The 21379-nt window shown below is 36.1% G+C and carries 13 protein-coding genes; 11 read left to right on the top strand and 2 right to left on the bottom strand.

Annotation, left to right across the window (positions count from 1 at the left end):
* Nucleotides 1-3 precede the first annotated feature (3 nt).
* A complete protein-coding gene (locus KKI44_RS16025; RefSeq protein ID WP_214588292.1) occupies nt 4-1317 on the bottom strand; it encodes a UDP-glucose dehydrogenase family protein in 1314 nt (437 codons plus the stop codon).
* A gap of 218 nt (nt 1318-1535) precedes the next feature.
* Here KKI44_RS16025 and rimP point away from each other — a divergent pair, with 218 nt between their 5' ends.
* From rimP to pckA, 11 genes are all read left to right on the top strand, one after another.
* Entirely contained in the window at nt 1536-2003 is a 468-nt protein-coding gene (gene rimP / locus KKI44_RS16030; RefSeq protein WP_076391758.1) for a ribosome assembly cofactor RimP, read from the top strand.
* Between the two features lie 15 nt (nt 2004-2018).
* Entirely contained in the window at nt 2019-3254 is a 1236-nt protein-coding gene (gene nusA / locus KKI44_RS16035) for a transcription termination factor NusA (protein ID WP_116097380.1), read from the top strand.
* Between the two features lie 80 nt (nt 3255-3334).
* The gene (gene infB / locus KKI44_RS16040) at nt 3335-6355 is read left to right on the top strand and encodes a translation initiation factor IF-2 (protein WP_214588293.1); all 3021 of its coding nucleotides are present in this window, start codon (nt 3335-3337) and stop codon (nt 6353-6355) included.
* Nucleotides 6356-6601: 246 nt separating this feature from the next.
* Nucleotides 6602-9610, top strand: coding sequence for a SusC/RagA family TonB-linked outer membrane protein (locus KKI44_RS16045; RefSeq protein WP_250902080.1), 3009 nt, complete (start codon nt 6602-6604; stop codon nt 9608-9610).
* 170 nt (nt 9611-9780) lie between these two features.
* Nucleotides 9781-11139 (top strand): RagB/SusD family nutrient uptake outer membrane protein, encoded by a 1359-nt coding sequence (locus KKI44_RS16050; RefSeq protein WP_410492749.1) that lies wholly within the window; start codon nt 9781-9783, stop codon nt 11137-11139.
* Between the two features lie 136 nt (nt 11140-11275).
* Nucleotides 11276-13210 (top strand): putative porin, encoded by a 1935-nt coding sequence (locus KKI44_RS16055; RefSeq protein ID WP_214588295.1) that lies wholly within the window; start codon nt 11276-11278, stop codon nt 13208-13210.
* Between the two features lie 13 nt (nt 13211-13223).
* Nucleotides 13224-14810 (top strand): bacillithiol biosynthesis cysteine-adding enzyme BshC, encoded by a 1587-nt coding sequence (gene bshC / locus KKI44_RS16060; RefSeq protein WP_214588296.1) that lies wholly within the window; start codon nt 13224-13226, stop codon nt 14808-14810.
* Nucleotides 14811-15046: 236 nt separating this feature from the next.
* On the top strand, nt 15047-16987 hold the full coding sequence (locus KKI44_RS16065; protein ID WP_214588297.1) for a LysM peptidoglycan-binding domain-containing protein: 1941 nt from the start codon (nt 15047-15049) through the stop codon (nt 16985-16987).
* A gap of 70 nt (nt 16988-17057) precedes the next feature.
* Complete coding sequence (gene fabD, locus KKI44_RS16070) at nt 17058-17933, top strand: ACP S-malonyltransferase (RefSeq protein ID WP_214588298.1); 876 nt, start codon at nt 17058-17060, stop codon at nt 17931-17933.
* An 11-nt stretch (nt 17934-17944) separates the two neighbouring features.
* Nucleotides 17945-18847 carry a GYDIA family GHMP kinase gene (locus tag KKI44_RS16075; RefSeq protein WP_214588299.1) on the top strand — a complete coding sequence of 301 codons (903 nt, stop codon included), beginning with the start codon at nt 17945-17947 and terminating at the stop codon, nt 18845-18847.
* A 130-nt stretch (nt 18848-18977) separates the two neighbouring features.
* Complete coding sequence (gene pckA, locus KKI44_RS16080; protein WP_214588300.1) at nt 18978-20597, top strand: phosphoenolpyruvate carboxykinase (ATP); 1620 nt, start codon at nt 18978-18980, stop codon at nt 20595-20597.
* A 67-nt stretch (nt 20598-20664) separates the two neighbouring features.
* Here pckA and KKI44_RS16085 read toward each other — a convergent pair whose 3' ends face one another.
* Entirely contained in the window at nt 20665-21072 is a 408-nt protein-coding gene (locus tag KKI44_RS16085) for a type II 3-dehydroquinate dehydratase (RefSeq protein WP_185207733.1), read from the bottom strand.
* Between the last annotated feature and the right edge of the window lie 307 nt (nt 21073-21379).

Below are 21379 nucleotides of genomic sequence, written 5' to 3' on the forward strand. Positions count from 1 at the left end.
TGATTAATTTAAAACTGTTTTACGTCCTATACTTTTATAATAAAAACCATTCTGCTCAGGAATTTCCAGCGGATACATATTTCTTCCGTCGAAAATTGCCTTATTGTTCATTCTCTTTGCCATCAGTTCGAAATTCGGGTTTTTGAATTCCGGCCATTCTGTTGCAATAAACAAAGCATCTGCATTGTCAAGAGCTTCGTACATGTTTTTTGCGTATTGGATTTTATTTCCTAATAATTTCTGAACATTATTTTCGGCAACCAGATCATAAGCAACAATTTTTGCCCCCTTTTCTAAAAGCAAAGCAATATTATCTAATGAAGAAGCCTCACGAATATCATCGGTATTCGCTTTGAAGGCTAATCCCCACATTGCGATTGTTTTTCCTTCGATATTTCCTCCGAAATACTTTTCAATCTCCGAAACAAGGATTACTTTTTGGGCAATATTTACATTTTCTGTCGCTTCTAAAATCTGAAAATTAAAATCTTCCTGCTTTCCGGATTTTATTAATGCTTTCACATCTTTTGGGAAACAGCTTCCGCCGTATCCGATTCCCGGAAACAAAAATCGATGACCGATTCTGTCGTCGCTTCCCATTCCAAGTCTTACTTTGTCTACATCAGCGCCTACTTTTTCACAGTAATTGGCAATTTCATTCATGAAAGTAATTTTTACTGCCAAGAATGAATTGGCTGCATATTTTGTAAGTTCAGAAGATTTTTCATCCATAAAAATAATAGGAACTCCGGTGTTGGTAAATGGCTGGTAAATTTTAGCCATAATTTCCTGTGCTTTTTCGGAGCTTGCTCCTACAACAACCCTTGCAGGATTCATGGAATCTTCCACGGCGAAACCTTCCCTTAAAAATTCAGGATTGGAAACCACATCAAAAGTAATCTGGGTTTTTGAAGCGATAACTTCACGGACTTTATCGGCTGTTCCTACGGGAACGGTACTTTTATTAACAATAACTTTGTATTCCGTCATCATTTCGCCAATATCGTTCGCCACTTTCAGTACATAGGAAAGATCGGCGGAACCGTCTTCTCCGGGAGGAGTCGGTAAGGCTAAATAAATAACTTCACTCTTATCCAGAGCTTCTTTTAAATTGGTTGTGAAAAATAATCTTTCAGCCTGTATATTTCTCAGGAACATTTCTTCAAGATTCGGCTCATAGATGGGAACTACGCCGTTTTTCATACCTTCTACTTTTTTTTCATCAATATCTACACAGTATACTGAATTGCCAAGCTCTGCCAGAGTGGTTCCTGTAACCAGTCCTACATAACCTGTTCCTACAATAGTAATATTCAAAATGTATGTTTTTAAAAAATTCAACCACAAAAATACTAAAAATACCATCACGCCCGTCTTTAATTTCCAGTAAATGAGCAATACATATCCTGTTGATAATAAGATGTTTTGCTTTTTTAATAAAAATTCGTATATTTGCAGTGGATTTACGGAAAAAATGGGAAGGCCTTCGCAAGAAAGCCTTTTTTCGTACCGTACATCAGGATTTTATATATTTTATGGAGTTTAGAAAAAGAATTGAAGAATTATTACATGAATTCCTCGAGACTAGAAAAGATCTGTTTCTTATTGATCTGAAAATTTCTGCGGGGGATGACATCACAGTGATTTTGGATGGTGACAATGGTGTTTCTTTACAGGACTGCCTTGATGCAAGTCGCGCGATAGAATTTAATATGGATCGCGAAGAACATGATTTCAGCCTGCAGGTAATGTCTGCAGGATTGAGCGAGCCTTTGGCAACTCCAAGACAGTTTGCAAAAAATATCGGAAGAGAAATTGAAGTTTTACTGAATGACTCTACCAAAACGGAAGGCGAACTGGCAAAAGTAGATGAAGAAAAGATCACACTGATCCTGCGTTACCGCAAACCGAAAGACATCGGTAAAGGAAAAGTGGATGTGGAGGAGGAAAAAGAAATTCCGTACTCTGAGATTAAAAAAGCATTAGTAACAATTAAATTTTAAAAGAAAAAAGAATAAATGGACAATATAGCGTTGATTGAATCCTTCGGTGATTTTAAAGACGAAAAAGGGATCAGTAAGATTGATCTTATGGCAATTATTGAAGATTCTCTGAAGACACTTTTGAGAAAAAGATATGATTCGGATGATCATTTTGATGTGATTGTAAACCCTGATAAAGGAGATTTTCAGATATTTTTAAATAAAACCATCGTGGAAGACGAAATGTCTGAAGATGATGATCTGGAAATTGAGATTTCTGAAGCTAAGAAAATCGACCCTACTTTTGAAGTGGGAGAAGATTTTACGATGGAAATTCCAGTTGCACAGTTGGGAAGAAGAAATATTCTTACCTTAAAGCAGATCTTGGCTACAAAATTGCAGGAGCACAACAATGCGATGTTGTACGAGCAGTTTAAAGACAGAATCGGGGAAATTGTAGTAGGAGAGATCCACCATATCCGTCATAAGCACGTGATCTTGCTGGATGATGAGGGGAACGAATTCATTTTGCCTAAAGAAAACCAGATTCCATCCGATTTCTTTAAAAAGGGTGAGAATATCAGAGCTATTGTTGAAACAGTAGATTTCAAAGGTTCAAAACCGCAGATTATTATTTCCAGAACTGCACCTAAATTCTTAGAAAAACTATTAGAGCTGGAAATCCCTGAAATTCAGGACGGAACTATTATTCTTAAAAAAGTAGTGAGAATTCCTGGAGAAAAGGCGAAGATTGCAGTAGATGCTTACGACGACAGAATAGATCCGGTGGGAGCTTGTGTGGGAGTGAAAGGATCCAGAATTCACGGCGTGGTAAGAGAGTTGAGAAATGAGAACATCGATGTTATTCAGTGGTCTAAAAACCCTGAGATTTTGGTGAAGAGAGCTTTAGGAAACGTTACCATTAATAAAATTGATATCAACGAGGAGCAGGAATACGCTTTAGTATACACTCCGGTTGAAGAGATTTCTAAAGTAATCGGAAAACAGGGTCAGAATATCAGACTTGCTTCTTGGTTGACAGGTTATGAGATTGATGTACACAGAGAGTCCAGCGAAGATGATGATGTTGAACTTACAGAGTTTAACGATGATATCGAGCAGTGGATTTTGGATGAGTTTAAAAAAGTAGGTCTTACTACTGCAAAATCAGTTTTAGATAAAGAAACTGTAAGCTTGCTGAATATGGTCGACCTTGAAGAGGAAACGATTGAAGAAGTGAAGCGTATTCTTAGAGAAGAATTCGAAGATTAAGATTTGTAAATAAATTTTAATAAACAGTAAAAAAGAAATACTTTAATTTTAAGAATTAAAAAAAATAGTAAATAATATAGATGCCAAAAATTAGATTAAATAAAGCGGTTAAGGAATTCAATATTTCGATGTCCAGATTAGTAGAATTTTTACAGTCAAAGGGCATTGAGGTTGAAAGCAATCCTAACGCTCAATTAGAAGAAGCGGCATATTCTGCATTGGAGGCTGAGTTTGCCAAGGACGGCGAGCAACGTAAAGCTTCCCATGAGGTGGTGATCACGAAAGTTCCGGAAGAAAAGCTGGAAATTGAAGAAAAGAAAACCCCTGAAGTAATAAGAGCTAAAGCTAACAAACCGGAAACTAAAATTTTAGGTAAAATAGATTTAGAGCCTAAAAAGCCTGAAGTTGAAGAAGTTCCGGCTCCAAAACCGCAGCCTGTGGTGGAAGAGAAAAAAGAAGAAGTTGCACCTGCTCCTGAAGTAAAGGCAACTCCTGAAAAGCAGGAATTTAAAGTTTTGGATAAAATAGATCTTTCCCAGATCGAATCCAGAAACAGACCTGTGAAAAAAGATAAACCAAAAGCGGAGGAGAAGAAAGAAGAAGAAAAACCTGTGGTTAAACCTGCGGAACCTGTAAAAGAAACTCCGCAGCCTGTTGTTGCTGAAAAACCGGTTGCAAAACCAGCTGAAGAAAAAACGACTGAACCTGCAAAAGCAGAAGAGGAATCTCAGGAACCACAAAAAATTGAAACCGTTTATCAAAAACTTGACGGTCCTAAAATTGTTGGAGAAAAAATCGATTTAACTCAGTTTGCACCTAAACCTGGAGCTGGAGCTAAAAAGAAAAGAAAGAGAATTGAGAAACCGGGCGGAGGAAATCAGCAGGGTGGAAACAATAACCAACAAGGAGGAAACAATCAGGGACAAGGAAACCGTCCACAAGGACAGGGAGGTCAAGGTGGAAACCGTTTTGGAAATAACCAGGGCGGACAAGGAAACCGTCCTCAAGGTCAGGGTGGACAAGGAAACCGTCCTCAAGGACAGGGAGGTCAAGGTGGAAACCGTTTTGGAAATAACCAGGGCGGACAAGGAAACCGTCCTCAAGGTCAGGGTGGACAAGGTGGAAACAGAGGTGGATTCAACAGAGGCGGACAAGGAGGTAACAGACCGGGTCAAAGAACAATGCCTGTTGAATTAACAGACGAACAAGTTAAAAACCAGATCAAGGAAACCCTTGAAAAATTAACCAATAAAGGAGGTAAATCTAAATCTGCCAAACACAGAAAAGATAAAAGAAACTTCCGTAGAGAGCAGGACGAACGTCAACAGGAAATTGATGCAGCAGACAGAACATTAAAAGTAACCGAATTCATCACGGTTGGTGAATTGGCAAGTTTAATGAATGTGTCTCCTACAGAAGTAATTTCTGCCTGTTTCTCATTAGGTGTAATGGTTACCATGAACCAGAGACTTGAAGCAGATACATTATTATTGGTAGCTGATGAATTTGGTTATAAAATAGAATTCTCTGATGCAGATCTTGAAGATTCAGATTCTGAAGATGAAATTGATAACGAAGAAGATCTTCTTCCAAGAGCTCCGATTGTAACGGTAATGGGTCACGTAGACCACGGTAAGACTTCATTACTGGATTACATCAGAAAAACCAATGTAATCGCTGGTGAATCAGGAGGAATTACTCAGCACATCGGTGCTTATAACGTGAAACTGGAAAACGGACAAAGAATTACATTCTTAGATACACCGGGTCACGAAGCCTTTACCGCGATGAGAGCTAGAGGTGCACAGGTTACCGATATTGCAATTATCGTAATTGCTGCGGATGATGATGTAATGCCTCAGACAAAAGAAGCAATCTCTCACGCACAGGCAGCAGGAGTTCCAATGATTATCGCAATCAATAAGGTTGATAAACCGAATGCGAATCCTGATAACATCCGTCAGCAGCTTTCCGGAATGAATATTTTGGTAGAAGAGTGGGGTGGAAATGTTCAGGCGCAGGAAATTTCAGCTAAATTTGGTAACAATGTCGATGTATTGCTTGAAAAAGTTTTATTACAGGCTGAATTACTTGAATTAAAGGCAAATCCTGATCGTTCCGCTAACGGAGTTGTTATCGAAGCATCTTTGGATAAAGGTAGAGGTTATGTAGCAACCATGTTGGTGCAAACCGGAACGTTAAGAGTTGGTGATTATGTGGTAGCTGGTAAAAACCACGGTAAAGTAAAAGCTTTGCTTGACGAAAGAGGTAAAAATCTTTCAGAAGCAGGTCCTTCAATCCCGGCAACTATTTTAGGTCTGGACGGAGCGCCTACAGCGGGTGATAAATTCCGTGTTTATGCAGATGAAAGTGAAGGTAAAGCAATTGCCAACAAGAGAGAGCAGCTTCAGAGAGAGCTTTCCATCAGAACCAAAAAACATACAACGCTTGAAGAATTGGGTAGACGTATTGCATTAGGAGAATTCAAGGAATTGAATATTATCCTTAAAGGTGACGTAGATGGTTCAGTAGAAGCATTGTCTGATCAGTTACAGAGATTATCAACTGAAGAGATCAGCGTGAAAATCCTTCACTCTGGTGTCGGACAGATCACAGAATCGGATATCAATTTAGCAGCAGCATCTGATGCAATTATTATCGGATTCAATGTAAGAGCCGGAGCAAATGCTAAAGATCTTGCGGACCGTGAAGAAATTGAGATCAGAACCTATTCTGTAATCTATAAAGCGATTGATGAGGTAAAAGAAGCAATGGAAGGGATGCTTTCTCCTGAAATTCAGGAGCAGGTTATCGGTAATGTTGAGATTCGTGAAGTCTTCAAAATTTCTAAAGTGGGAACCATTGCAGGTTGTATGGTTCTTACCGGAAAAGTTACAAGACAGTCAAAAGTGCGCCTACTTAGAGATGGCATCGTGAAATTCGATGGTGAACTTGAAAGTCTAAAACGTTTCAAAGACGATGTAAAAGAAGTAACAAAAGGTTACGAATGTGGATTGAACCTGAAAGGCTACAATGATATTGAACAAGGTGACATTCTTGAAGTTTATGAAGAGGTTGCTGTGAAGAAAAAGTTAAAATAACATAATATTTTATCTATATGAGGCAATAATCCGACTTGAACAAGTCGGATTATTTTTTTTAATTTATAATTATTCTAAATAATTTCTGTATTAATTTTTTTTAATTGTTAAATGTTTCTCTATTTATAAACTTAATATAAACCTAAGTGAATAGAATGTAAAATATTTTAATCATCTATGTAGGGCATATTATTTTGTTGAGATTTTTTTAGATGATGTAAAATATAAAAAGTTAAAAATTTGTTAATGTTAAAATTTATTAACATATTTGCTTTTGTTAAAATATTAAAAACTGTTAATATGAATGTGAAATTAAAAGTGCTTACTATTGGAGCTATTTTCTTTTTGGGGGAAGTAGTGTCGGCTCAACAGAAGAGGAAAGATACTATATCTACAAAAGAGATAGAAGAAGTAGTAGTAGTTGCTTATGGAAAGCAAAAAAAGGAAACTGTTGTTGGATCTAATACGCTAATTAGTGCAAAGAAATTAGAGCAGCGAAGCATTACGAATATTGCTCAGGCAATAGACGGGGCAGGTCCTGGGATACAAGTAAGTACATCTACAGGTCAACCAGGAAGTGCTCCTGCAGTAAGAATTAGAGGATTTAGTTCAGTAAATCTTTCTAACGAGCCCTTATATGTTGTTGACGGATCACCTTATCCAACAGGTATAGGTTTTCTAAATCCTAATGATATAGAATCTATGACGATTCTTAAAGATGCGGCTTCAACATCACTATATGGTTCAAGTGCGGCTAATGGTGTAGTTCTAATTACTACAAAAAAAGGTAAGAGAGGAAGGGATGTTATTAACTTTACGGCTTTGACGGGTATTACTGAAAGAGCAATTCCCGAATATGATCGAGTTAATGCTTCTCAGTACTATCCTTTGGTTTGGGAATCATTAAGAAACGGATATAGAACGTCAAATCCAACAGCAACTATTGCTACAGCTAATGCTTATGCTACGAATAATCTGATCACAGTATTAAAAAACAATGTTTATAATGTGGCTGATAATCAGTTGGTTGTTGATGGGGTATTGAATCCGAATGCATCTCTAAAATATTCTGATTTAGATTGGCAAAAAGATTTAGTTAAAAAAGGTTTCAGACAGAGTTATGATCTAAATTACAGCGGAGGTACCGATAAAACAACATATTTTGCCTCTATTGGTTATCTCAATGAGACGGGTTATATTATTAAATCTGATTATGAGAGACTTACATCGCGACTAAATATTGATTCTCAAATGAGAGATTGGTTAAAAGTTGGAATTAACTTGTCTGCGGCATCAAGTTTTGGTAATAATGCAGTAGACGGCGCTAGTAATAACTCTTCATATATCAATCCGTTCAGCTGGACCAGAACTATGGGTCCAATTTATAGTCCATATGCTCATGATGCTAACGGTAATACTTTATATGATTCAAATGGGCAGAAGGTATATGATATTGCTGCTGTAAGAGGAGCTGATGCGGCTTCAGGAAGGCATGTTATTCAGGAAACTCTTTTAAACAGAGATTTTTCTAAAACATTTTTAGCAAATTCCCGTTCTTATGCTGAATTTAAATTAGCAAAAGGTTTAACAGCGACAATGAACGTTGCTTATGATATAAGAAATTTTAAGAATACTACTTATACCAACAAAATTATCGGAGATGCAGCTCCTGCTGGTGCAGCATCCAGAACTTCTGTCACAAACCAAACTATCACTTTTAATCAGATTGTCAATTATAAAAAGAGTTTAGGTAATCATAATTTTGACTTAACAGGTGGGCATGAATCAATTAAATATATCTATGAGTACTTATATGGATATAAGCAGGGACAAGTCGCTTCTGATAATGATGAGTTAGTGAATTTTATTACCCCAACATCTCTGACATCTCAGACAGATAATTATAGAAAAGAGAGTTATTTTGCAAGATTAAACTATGATTTCTCAGAAAAATACTTACTTTCCGGATCAATTAGAAGAGATGGTTCTTCACGTTTTGCACCAGATCAAAGATGGGGAACTTTCTGGTCAGTAGGAGCAGGATGGAGAGTGAATAAAGAGTCATTTTTGGAGAATGTAAAATTTGTAAATGATTTTAAAATTCGTGGATCTTATGGGGAAGTTGGAAATGATCAGAATTTTACTAATTCAGCATTGTCATTTTATGCTTATCAAAGTTTATATAATTTAGGATATAATAACGCTACAGAAGCGGGTATTTTATTAGGATTAGTCTCAGATCCAAATATCACATGGGAGACAAATAAACAATTTGATATTGGAGTTGATTTTGCCTTCTTAAATAATCGTATTTCAGGAAGTGTGGAATATTATAAGAGATCAACAACAGATTTGATTTTTGCTGTTCCTACAGCTGTATCGGCAGGTATACCAGGTAGCTCTGTATATACAAATGTTGGTGATATGTTCAATAAAGGTATTGAAGCAACCCTAAATTTAGCTGTAGTTAAGAAAACTGATTTCGGATGGGATTTAACAGTAAATGCATCAACAATAAAAAATGAATTGACGAGATTGCCTGACGGGCAGACACAAATTATAAGTGGAACTAAAAAACTGATGGTAGGGCATTCTATTTATGATTATTGGTTAAGACAATGGTATGGTGTTGATTCGAGTGATGGTTCGCCATTGTTTTTAGTAGACGATGCTTACGCAAATACGCCAGCTACTGATATAAGAACTGTAAATGGAGTTTTGGTAACTACAAACTATGCAAAGGCAAAATATGATTATTCAGGATCAGCGATTCCTAAATTATATGGAAGCTTTGGAACAACATTAAGGTATAAAAATTTATCACTTAATACGATGTTTACATATCAGATAGGTGGTAAAACATATGATTCTAATTATGCAGCTTTAATGTCTGCTTATACACAGGGAGGAGCTTTAAGTACTGATATTTTAGAAAGATGGACAACACCGGGACAAGTTACTAATGTTCCACGAATGGACGCTTCAACTTATGTAAGCAGCAATGCCGCTTCTTCAAGATGGTTGGTGAAATCAGATTTTATTTCATTACGCTCCGCTTCTCTTGCCTACACTTTCAATACCGAAGATATTTCTCAATACGGGATCAGAGGTTTAAAATTATTTATTAGCGGTGAAAATATTTGGTCCAAAACGGCTCGTAAAGGTTTAGAGCCTGTACAGTCATTTAATGGGACAACAACTAACAGATATACTCCTGCAAGAGTTTATAGTTTAGGACTTAATGTAACTTTCTAATCGGAAAAATAAAAAAAATGAAAAAATATATAATTAATTTTGTACTTGCTATTGGATTAGCGTCAGTTTCTTCTTGTAGTGGAGACTTTTTAGAAACAGTACCTACAGATTCTGTAGGTGATGTATCCGCAGTTTCTACTGCGGACAATCTTATGACAATTATTAATGGGATGCACCGTGATCTTTATTATAGACAAAATTCTAATCAGGGTCAAAATGGTCAGGCTGGAATTATGATCATGATGGATGCTTTAGGCGAGGATTTAGTCTTTCCTTCCACTGGGAACGGATGGTATATAACTACTGTAAGATGGCAGGATCAGATTAATGAAAATGGAGCAAACGATTTTTATCCATATCAATTTTATTATGCCCTGATCCGTAACGCGAATACGGTAATTAACTTAGGACAAAATGCCACAGGTGATGTGACAATAAAGAATAAAGCAATAGCTGAGGCTTATGCTTACAGAGCCTTTTGCCACTATATGCTTGTGCAGCTTTATGGTATAAGATATGCAAATGGATCTAATAATAATCAGCTGGGAGTGCCGATTAGAACTTCATTGGAAACTACGCCAAAAGCTAGAAATACGGTGGAGGAAGTTTATGCACAGGTTAATGCAGATTTAGATAAATCCATAGAACTTCTTACAACATATACAGGTAGAGTGGCAAAATCTCATTTTGATATAAAGGTTGTAAGAGGGTTAAAAGCAAGAGTAGCTCTTACGCAGGGAAATTATCAAATTGCAGCAGATAATGCAAAGTTAGCTAGAACTCTCCCTTCTTCGGATAACATAAGTCTAATGTCAAATTCAACTTACACCTCAGGATTTAATACACTGTCTAATAGTGAATGGATGTGGGGTTCTTACATTGTTGCAGATCAAACAGACTATTTTGGAAATTATGGGGCTTATATGTCTAGAAATTATAACTCTACAAATATTCGTACCGCTCCAAAAGCAATTAATAAACTTTTATTCCAAAAGTTTCCGGCAACAGATGTAAGAACTAAGAATTTTGATCCTACAGGACAGCATACAGCTTTGGGACTGCCATCGAATTTTGCCAAATTTGCTTATACAAGTCAGAAATTCTTAGCTGTGAGTACTTCAGATAGTAGATGTGATGTGCCTCTAATGAGATTAGCAGAAATGTATCTTATAGAAGCGGAAGCTTTAGCTAGAATTCCTGGAAAAGAAGCTGATTCTAGAGTTATATTTAATCAGTTCATGTTAAACAGAAACCCAAGTTATGTTGCTTCTTCTAATACTGGAACTGCATATATCAATGAAATTTTAGACAGCAGAAGAATAGAACTTTGGGGAGAAGGTTTCAGATTCCTTGATTTAAAAAGATTAAATCTTCCGTTAGATAGAGGAACGTCTGCTACCACAAACCATTCTGCAACGGTTGTAAATAATGTGTATTCAGTTCCTGTAGGAGATAAGAGATGGCAATATCTTATTCCAAAGGCTGAAATTGATGCAAGCAATGGATTAGTTCAACAAAATCCATTATAATTTTTATTAAAACATAATTATATAAGACTGTCTTTAAGGCAGTCTTTTTTAATTTAAGTCCCGAAATATCATATAGTATAATCACCTATATACATACTTAATTCAATTTTCCTACTTTTGCATAACAATCTTCATTATGAAATATTCAATTGTATTATTGATTTTGGTATCAGTGTTTTTAAAAGCTCAAGTCGTCAACAAAACAGACTTCAATAAGCTTCCTAAAGATAAAGACACGATCGTAGTCGATTCGGGGAAAAAAGATTCTTTAAAAATATTTAAACCGACTATTAATGATTATCTCTATCAGAAGCAATTTTCTGAAAAGAAAGTCTTTGATACGGTAATGACTTTCGATAAAACGTATATTTTTTCTCAGTATAACAATAAAGATAATTTTGGAAGAGCGCAGGTTGCAAATATTGGGGCAGGATTTAATCCGCTTATCTATGAAGTGAATGCCGAACAAAATTTATCACTATTACCAACCAACAAATCGTATTGGATTTTAGGCGTTAATGATATCAATTACTATGACGTAAAAACGCCGACCGCAACCTTCATTTATCATAATGCAATGAAAAATGGAGCCGCTTTAAGATCTTCTTACACCCAGAATATTGGGAAAAGATTTAATTTTTCTCTGGAATACAGCGGATTGCGTTCTCAGGGAATGTACAGGAATTCATTGGCATCCAATAACAATACGTTGTTTACAGGACATTACGTCTCAAAAAGCGGAAATTATGAATTGTTTGCACACTATCTTCATCAAAATGTGAACAATCAGGAAAACGGTGGAATTGCAGTAGACAGTTTGTTTCAGAACGGCGACAGCAATTCAAAAAACAGACAGAATATGCAGGTAAATCTTGCATCTTCTAGCTCACAGTATTCCTATAGAAGATATTATTTAACCCATCAGTTTGCACCGTTTAAATCAGAAAAAATACCTTTTAAAATAAGACATACCATTTCTCATCAGGGAAATAAATATTATTATGCCCAGAGCGCGGCGGAAAATTATTGGTATGATGCTCCGGATGAACTTGTAACAGGAGCTCCGCTTACTTCAAAAAAATATTCGGACAACTTCAGCAATACGGTAAGTCTGGTTTGGGACAATGAGAAATTTAAACTTGATGCAGGTCTCCGTTACCAGATGCTGAAATTTGGTTCCAACGAAATTACACTTCCGATTTTAGTGATTCCGACAGAAATTAAAGAAAGCCGAATCGGGGCAGTAGGAAATTTACAGATAAAACTTTTCGATAAAATTCAGCTGAATTCATTTTTAGAGTTTTCTAACGGAAGCCAGTTTGGAACTTATTTAAAAACGACAAATAACCTTAAATTTGAACCGGTAAAAGATTACTTCGTAAATGCGAAAGTAAACTTTCAAAGCGCATATCCATCCTTCAATTATCTGCTGAATACCTCAGTCTATAATAATTACAACTATTATTTTCAGAATGCCCAAAACCAAACCGTTACAGAAATCGGAGGAAGTCTTGGCTTGAAGTGGTTCAAAACAGAATTATTTGCCAACTATTACAGAATAGATAATTATACGTACTTTGACGAAATTGCCATGCCTCAGCAAAGCGGAAGTCCGGTTAATATTTCTCAGATCGGAGGTGATGCTACCTTCAGCTACGGAAAATTTCACTTAAATACAAGATTACATTTCCAGAATGTCTTAACCAACAAAGATTTGCTTCCGTTACCAAGTTTTATAGGTCGTGCGAACTTCTTTTTCCAGTCGAAGGCATTTAAAAATGCTGCCGAAATTCAGACAGGACTTAAAGTATATTACTTTTCAAAATTTGCTTCAAGAGAATTTTTCCCTATTCTTAACGAATATATTTTGCCGGGTTCCAATTCATTTTCTATCGGAGGACAGCCGATTGCTGATGTTTATTTTAATCTGAAAGTTAAAAAAATGTTCTTTTTTATTGAAGGACAACAGGTAGGAACCTTCCTTTCTCACAACAAAGCGTACGCATTTCCAAGCTATCCGGTCTACGATTTCAGGCTGAATATGGGAATTGTATGGTATTTGTTCAACTAAAATTTATACAGAGTTGAAAACTATAAATAAAATATCTTTTCAGGATATCCAGAGCATACCTCAGCTAATCAAAGATTTTTTAAATCATGATATTGAGGGATTTGAAGAAAAAACATTTTCTTTAGATCATTTTAAAAAACAGATCGCGCAGAAACAGAATTCTTTCACTGCGGATCGAAGAAATATCTTAGCCAGTAACTTAGAAAGACAGCTTGCCCATCTTGAACTTTCTTCTAAACAGAAAGAAAATTTAGATCATTTAAGACTTTCTGATACCTTTACCATTACAACCGGTCATCAGTTGAATCTTTTTTCAGGACCCGTCTTTTTTATATACAAGATTTTACAGACCATTAAAACCTGTACGTACTTAAAAGAAAATTTTCCTGATTTCAACTTTGTTCCTGTATATTGGATGGCTTCCGAAGATCACGACTTTGCGGAAATTAATCATTTTAAAACCGAGAACAATTTTTATGAAATCAACGAAAAATCAGGCGGTCCGGTTGGAAGAATAGAAATTAACGATACATTTTTCATATCTGAATTTGAAAGAGAATTCAAAGACTATGTTTTTGGGACGGAACTGATTTTAATGCTGAAAGAAGCTTATAAATCCGGACATACATTAACTCAGGCAATCCAGATCTTAGTTAACAGACTGTTTTCAGATTTTGGCTTACTGATTTTGGATGGTGATTCCAAAGACCTTAAAAATCAGATCAAAGAAACCTTTAAAGATGAACTGCTGAATTTCAGCTTATATAAAAATTCAAAAGAAAAAGTAGATTTCTTGACCGGCAAATACGGAAAAGTTCAGGTAAATCCGCGCGAAATTAATTTATTCTACCTTTCGGACACGAGAGACAGAATAGATTTTGACGGTCAGAAATACTTTGTGGTAGATAAAAATATTCAGTTTACCAAAGAAGAAATTTTAAATGAACTTGAAAACTCTCCTGAAAAATTTAGTCCGAATGCTCTGATGCGTCCTGTTTATCAGGAAACAATTCTTCCTAACCTTGCCTACATCGGAGGAAATGCAGAAATCATGTATTGGCTGGAACTCAAAGATTACTTTTCAAAAATAAATATCCCTTTCCCGATTCTTATTCCCCGAAATTCTATGCTGTTTTTAAAAGAAAAAACATTGGGGAAAATTGAAAAACTGAATCTGAAAGTAGAAGACTTCTTCCAGAACTTTACGACGGTCATCAACAATAAAATGCTGGAAGATAATTCCATTCTGGAAATGTTGGAGCAAAAGGAAAATATACTCATCAGTCAGTTTGCCGAACTTAAAAATATTGCCGAAACCACCGAAAAATCTTTCGGAAATATGGTGAAAGCAGAAGAGGTAAGACAGTTGAAATCCTTCAGAAGAATGAAAAAACGTCTTCTTCATGCAGAAAAAATAAAAAAAAGTGAATTATTGGAGCGGCTGGAAAATCTTTTTTTGGAGGTAAATCCTTCTAAGAATTGGCAGGAAAGGGTTTATAATTTCAGCGTATTTTTTGCAGATCATGGATATTCATGGTTAGATTTTTGTTTAGAAAAAATAGAAATAGAAAAGTCAGAATTTATAGTTATTGCTTATTAAGAATAAAGAATCTATTATTGCATTTAAAAAAAAATGAAATGATGGAAAATTATTTAGCCTCTCTTATACAGGAGATGAAGAATATTTCAGGTAAAACAGCCTTTAGTTCCGAAGCGAATGTACTATCAGAATAGTCCAATGAAATTCTGATCGGAACACAAGCTTAGTCTTTTCAAAAGCAATAATTATTGTCATTTAATTTTAAAGAAGTATTTTTGCACTTATAATCACCGAATATGATAAAGAGGTTTTTTATTCTGTCCAGTTTATGTATGGTTTTGGGTATGTCCGCTCAAAAATCACACACCGTTGTAAAAGGAGATACTCCTTATAATATTGCTAAAAAATACGGTCTTACTGTAGAAGAATTGCTAAAACTAAATCCTAACGTGAAGGACGGTAAATTGGCGCTTGGAGATGTTCTTACCGTGAAAAATGATAAGGCAGCTTCTGCTTCATCAAAAACACCTGCTGCTTCAAAGCCCATAAGTAACTCCCAGCTTGGAAAAATTATTCTACAGCCAAAGCAGACCATTTACGGTATCACAAAACAATACAGAATCTCTGAAACAGACCTCAGAAAACTGAATCCTGAATTGGATGCTCATATGAAGATCGGGGATGAAGTTACCCTGCCTCTTGAAAGCATTAAGAAATATGGTGGAGAACAAAATGTTGCCGTACATACTTCTCCGGTGGAAAAACCTGTGGAACCTGTAGCTGAAAGTCATGCTGTAAAAGCTTCGGACGACGAATATATTGTACAGCAGAAAGATAATTACTACAGAATTTCAAGACAGTTCAATATCACAAAAGAAGAATTGTTTGCCCTGAATCCCGGATTGGAAGAAAAAGGTTTAAAACCGGGAGAGTCTATTAAAGTAAAGAAGTCAGGAACAAAAAGTTCCGGAGCTGATGTTTTTCAGGAAAATTCAAATCCGAAAACAAAGGTAGATTCAGGCAATGAGAAATCTTCATCTAACACGGTTTCTTCGGAAGACGATTATGTAACCTATACTGTTCAGCAGGGGGATACCGTTTTTTCCATTGTTAACAAATTCGGCGTTACCATTGATGAATTAATTGCTCTTAATCCCGAACTTTCAAAAGGATTAAAAACAGGAATGGTTTTAAAAATAAAAAAACTGGATCCTGCCTATGTAAAGAAAAACGGTGATGCGTTAAGCGTTGTCATGATGCTTCCTTTTGGCTACAGCACAGGAGAAACACAATATCGTACCATGGCTTTAGATTTCCTTACGGGAGCAAAACTTGCTATTGAAAGAAATGCCAGAAACGGACAAAAATTAGATATAAAAATTGTGGATTCCGGAAATGAAGCTTCGTTCCGAAATTCATTAACCCAGATAAATACGGATAATACAGACTTAATTATCGGTCCGTTCTTCAAGTCGAACGTTGTAGATGTTCTGGACTTTACAAAGAACCAGAAAATTCCGATTGTTGCACCATTTGCCAACTCTCCGGAATTATACAACTACAGCAACCTGATTATCGTGGAAACAAACGATCAGACTTACGCCGATAAAATTGTAGAAGAAGTGAAATCTGCATTCTCGGATCAGAAAATCTATATAGTTGCAGATTCTAAAAAAGAAAATGCCAATTATATTAAAGCAGGTCTTGAGAAAACACTCAGAAATCCAAATATCACCATCGTAAACTCTTCGGCAGATATTCAGCTTGATAAAAATATGATGACAGGACAGTCTGCTCCGGTGATCGCGATTTTAGCAAGTGATAATGATACAGCAGGAGAAGCTTTTGCTAGCAGAGTAATCACTTTGTCTAAAGAAGTTCAGGGAGTAAAAGCATTCAGTATGTATTACGCTCTGGTGTTCGAGAAAAAAGTAGACGATCTTAGTCAGGCACACTTAGTGTACCTTATGGACAGAAAGATCAATACAGAAGGTAGTTTTGAAAAAGAAATTCTTGCCGCTTATAAAAATAAATACTGCAAAACACCTCCTAAGTTTGCCATTGTAGGTTTTGATATCGTAAATGATATGCTTACCAGAGAAAACAAAAAAGGAGAGATTTTCAGGCAGATGAATAAAGTACAGACTCAGCTTGCCACAAAATTTGAGTTTGTAAAATCCAAAGCAAACGGTGCTTATGTAAACACGGGATACCGTGTCATCAGGCTCGTTCCTTAAAAGGATTTATAAAGGCTAAAGAATATTGTTAACATAATAATTATATTTGCATAATATTTTAAATTAATACATGAAAGCACTTGTATTTCCAGGGCAGGGTTCTCAGTTCGTAGGAATGGGAAAAGAATTGTACGATTCTAGAAAAGACATCAAAGATCTGATGGAATCTGCCAATGAAATTTTAGGGTTTGATATCCTTTCAATAATGTTCAGAGGAACGGATGAAGATCTTAAAAAAACGGAGGTTACCCAGCCTTCAATTTTTATCCACTCGGTTGCTGCTTTAAAAGCTGTGAACGGTCTTGGAGCTGAAATGGTTGCAGGACATTCTTTAGGAGAATTTTCAGCACTGGTTGCCAACGGAGTTTTATCTTTTGATGACGGTCTGAAGCTGGTTTCCGAGAGAGCAAAAGCAATGCAGGAAGCCTGTGATGCCAATCCAAGTTCTATGGCTGCTATTTTAGGATTGGAAGATGCTAAAGTAGAGGAAATCTGTGCATCAATCAGCGGAATTGTCGTTCCTGCAAATTATAACTGTCCGGGACAGCTGGTAATTTCCGGTGAAACGGCATCTGTAGAAGAAGCTTGTGCAAAACTGAAAGAAGCAGGAGCAAAAAGAGCTTTACTGTTGCCGGTAAACGGAGCATTCCACTCACCATTGATGCAGCCTGCGCAGGAAAGATTAGCAGCGGCAATAGAAAAAACAAAATTCAGAAAAGCGACCATTCCGGTTTATCAGAATATTACAACAACTGCAATCTCTGATCCTGAAGAAATTAAGAAAAACCTTATTGCACAGCTTACAGGTCCTGTAAAATGGACGCAGTCTGTTCAGAATATGATTAAAGACGGCGCCAATAACTTCGTGGAAGTGGGACCGGGAAAAACTTTACAGGGACTCATCAAGAAAATTGATTCTTCTGTAGATGTAGCTTCTGCAATCTAATTAATAAAATCATGGGCGAGATATTTTCACCGGGAAAGCTGATGCTTACTTCAGAATATTTCGCAATGGACGGAGCTCTTGTCTTAGCGGTACCTACCAGGCTGGGACAAGAGTTTTCTTTTGAAGAAATTCATGATGAAAAATCTCTCATTATGTGGGAAGCTTATCATCAGAACAAATTATGGCTGAAAGCTGTCATCGATTATCAGAACTGGCAGATTTTAGAAACCAACATTCCAGCCAGTGCTGAATTTATTTTAAAAACCTTAAAAAACGTTCAGTCACTTTCTGCTATTACATTCAAAAATAATTTTACTTACCATTTAAAGACCAACCTTCAGTTTCCTGCAGATTACGGTTTAGGAAGCAGCTCTACTTTAATGACCAATCTTGCGGAGTGGGCGGAGATCGATCCATTTTATTTAAATAAGATAAGTCTGGGCGGAAGCGGATACGATATTGCTGTGGCAAAAGAGAAATCGGCGGTTCTGTATCAAAGTGTTCCTGAAATTAAATATGAAAAGGTAAATTTTAATCCTTCTTTTAAAGATGAATTGATTTTTATCCATTTAAATCAAAAACAGGACAGCCGCGAAGGAATTAATTTTTACAAGTCTAAAACCAAGTCCCAAAAACGGGTTGATGAATTTTCGGATATTACAAGAAATATTTTACTATGCAATAAATTGGAAAATTTTTCTGAACTAATGTTGATTCATGAGCAAAAAATATCGGATTTTCTTGAAATTCCTACAGTTAAGGCTAAATTTTTCGCAGATTGCCCTGTTTTTGTCAAAAGTTTGGGAGCTTGGGGAGGAGATTTTGTAATGAGCTCAAAATTTGACGGCTTTAAGGACTATTTTTGGGGAAAAGGTTTTCACACAATTTTCGGATGGTCTGAAATAATTGCTTGATTTTCAATCTTTTATAAGGTTTATTTTTTATTTGTCATTCTGACTTATATCATTATATTTAACCACCTTTAACAATTAATTAATATTTAATTTTGTTATACCCAAAAAAGAAATAGAAAATATAAGTAAAATGAAACACGCTAAAATCATCCAAGATTTAGAAAAATTAGGGATTAAAGGAAATTACGAAGTAGTGTACAATCCATCTTACGAAGAATTGTATCAGGCTGAAGTTTCTCCTGAAAATCAGGGCTTTGAGAAAGCTGAGCTTACGGAATCTGGTGCAGTATCAGTAAAAACAGGAATTTTCACAGGTCGTTCTCCTAAAGACAGGTACATAGTTCAGGATGATGTTACAAGAGAAACGATTTTCTGGGACGGGAAAGTAAACTTGCCGACTACTCCGGAAATTTTTGCGTCTTGTAAAGATTTAGTGCTGAACCAACTTGCTGCTGCAAAGAAAATTTATGTAGTAGATGCTTTCTGCGGAACCAATGCAGATACGAGACTAAAAGTGAGGTTCATCGTTGAAGTAGCGTGGCAGGCACATTTCGTTACCAATATGTTTATCCGTCCTTCTCATTACGAGCTGGAAAACTTTGGTGAGCCGGATTTTACCGTAATCAATGGTTCTAAAACAACGAATCCAAACTGGGAAGCACAGGAACTGAATTCTGAAAACTTCGTGATGTTCAACCTTACTGAAAAACTTCAGATTATCGGAGGAACATGGTACGGCGGAGAAATGAAAAAAGGAATGTTCGCAATGATGAACTATTACCTTCCGCTAAAAGGAATGGCTTCAATGCACTGTTCTGCAAACGTAGGAGAAGAAGGAGACGTAGCTCTTTTCTTCGGACTTTCAGGAACAGGAAAAACAACTTTATCTGCAGATCCGAAAAGATATCTGATCGGAGACGACGAACACGGTTGGGATAACAACGGGGTTTTCAACTATGAAGGAGGTTGCTATGCAAAAGTAATCGATCTTTCGGAAGAAAAAGAACCGGATATTTTCAGAGCCATTAAAAGAGATGCGCTTTTGGAAAACGTGGTGGTAAACAACGGAGTTTCAGATTATACAGACGGATCGATCACAGAAAACACAAGAGTTTCTTATCCTATTTATCATATTAATAAAATTGTTCTGCCTTCAAAAGCAGGACACGCTAAAAAGATCGTTTATCTTTCTGCAGATGCTTTCGGAGTATTGCCTCCGGTTTCTATTCTGGATGAAGATCAGGCACAATACCATTTCCTTTGCGGGTATACATCGAAATTAGCGGGAACTGAAAGAGGAATTACCTCTCCGGAACCGTCTTTCTCTCCTGCATTCGGGGAAGCTTTCTTAACATTACACCCAACAATGTACTCTAAAACATTGATCGGGAAAATGAAAGAACACGGTGCAAAAGCATATCTGGTAAACACAGGCTGGAACGGAACAGGAAAGAGAATTTCTCTTAAAGATACAAGAGCAATTATCGATGCGATCCTCGATGGTTCTATCGAAAATGCTCCGAAAACAAGAATTCCGATCATGAATCTGGAAGTTCCTACCGCATTGCCAAATGTTTCTGAAGGAATCTTAGATCCGAGAAATACGTATAATGATGCTTCTGAATGGGAAGAAAAAGCGAAAGATTTAGCTTCAAGATATATTAAGAACTTTGAGCAGTACTGCAATACCGAAGAAGGTAAAAAATTAATTCCTTCCGGACCTCAGTTACAAGAACAGACAACCAACTAAAAATAGAAATCCTCATCGCCTGATGAGGATTTTTTTATTTGTATTCCGGCAGATTTCTGTTGGAAAATTACTTCAGGCTCAGAATAGCCAGTCTGTAACCATCCATTCCGAAACCGGATAAAACAGCATCTGTATTTGCTGCTGTTACAGATTTCTGGCGGAATTCTTCTCTTTTATAAATATTGCTGATGTGAACCTCAACTTTTGGTTTACGGATGTTTTTTAAACAATCGGCAATAGCATAAGAATAATGTGTAAAAGCTCCCGGATTAATAATCAGGGCATCAAATTCATCTTTCTGAAGCTGGTTGATAATTTCCCCTTCAATATTAGACTGATAATATTCCAGTTGATGCGAAGGAAAATCGGTTCTTAAACGATCCAGATAATCCTCCATGGAAACTGTTCCGTAAATTTCGGGCTCTCGGGTTCCTAATAAATTCAGATTGGGACCATTAACGATAAGAATTTTCATTGAAAATAATTTATCCAAAGATAGCACATTTTAAAAACACATTTAAATGCAAAATTTCCTCTATTCTTAAAATTTTATTTGATGGTATTTTAAAATTTAACAAAGTTAAAACCGCAGAGATTTTCTGCGGTTTTCTTTTCATTTTAGCTTTTTGTAAATTTTATAAACAAAATAAATTAATAGTATGAGCAAAAAAAAATAATAGATTGCCATACAAATAATCCAAGGCTAAATTCATTTATTTCCATACTATTATTTTCTATCTTGTATTCGTAAATAATATCTAAGTATATAAATTAGTAATACA

Origin of the sequence: Chryseobacterium sp. ZHDP1, assembly GCF_018603435.1 — a bacterium.
Taxonomy (GTDB): domain Bacteria; phylum Bacteroidota; class Bacteroidia; order Flavobacteriales; family Weeksellaceae; genus Chryseobacterium; species Chryseobacterium indicum.

Excerpts from the sequence above, each read along its gene's own strand:
- rimP (WP_076391758.1), top strand. The coding sequence starts at position 1,536 with ATGGAGTTTAGAAAAAGAATTGAAGAATTATTACATGAATTCCTCGAG.
- nusA (WP_116097380.1), top strand. The coding sequence starts at position 2,019 with ATGGACAATATAGCGTTGATTGAATCCTTCGGTGATTTTAAAGACGAA.
- infB (WP_214588293.1), top strand. The coding sequence starts at position 3,335 with ATGCCAAAAATTAGATTAAATAAAGCGGTTAAGGAATTCAATATTTCG.
- KKI44_RS16045 (WP_250902080.1), top strand. The coding sequence starts at position 6,602 with ATGTTAAAATTTATTAACATATTTGCTTTTGTTAAAATATTAAAAACT.
- KKI44_RS16050 (WP_410492749.1), top strand. The coding sequence starts at position 9,781 with ATGCACCGTGATCTTTATTATAGACAAAATTCTAATCAGGGTCAAAAT.
- KKI44_RS16055 (WP_214588295.1), top strand. The coding sequence starts at position 11,276 with ATGAAATATTCAATTGTATTATTGATTTTGGTATCAGTGTTTTTAAAA.
- KKI44_RS16065 (WP_214588297.1), top strand. The coding sequence starts at position 15,047 with ATGATAAAGAGGTTTTTTATTCTGTCCAGTTTATGTATGGTTTTGGGT.
- fabD (WP_214588298.1), top strand. The coding sequence starts at position 17,058 with ATGAAAGCACTTGTATTTCCAGGGCAGGGTTCTCAGTTCGTAGGAATG.
- KKI44_RS16075 (WP_214588299.1), top strand. The coding sequence starts at position 17,945 with ATGGGCGAGATATTTTCACCGGGAAAGCTGATGCTTACTTCAGAATAT.
- pckA (WP_214588300.1), top strand. The coding sequence starts at position 18,978 with ATGAAACACGCTAAAATCATCCAAGATTTAGAAAAATTAGGGATTAAA.
- KKI44_RS16085 (WP_185207733.1), bottom strand. The coding sequence starts at position 21,072 with ATGAAAATTCTTATCGTTAATGGTCCCAATCTGAATTTATTAGGAACC.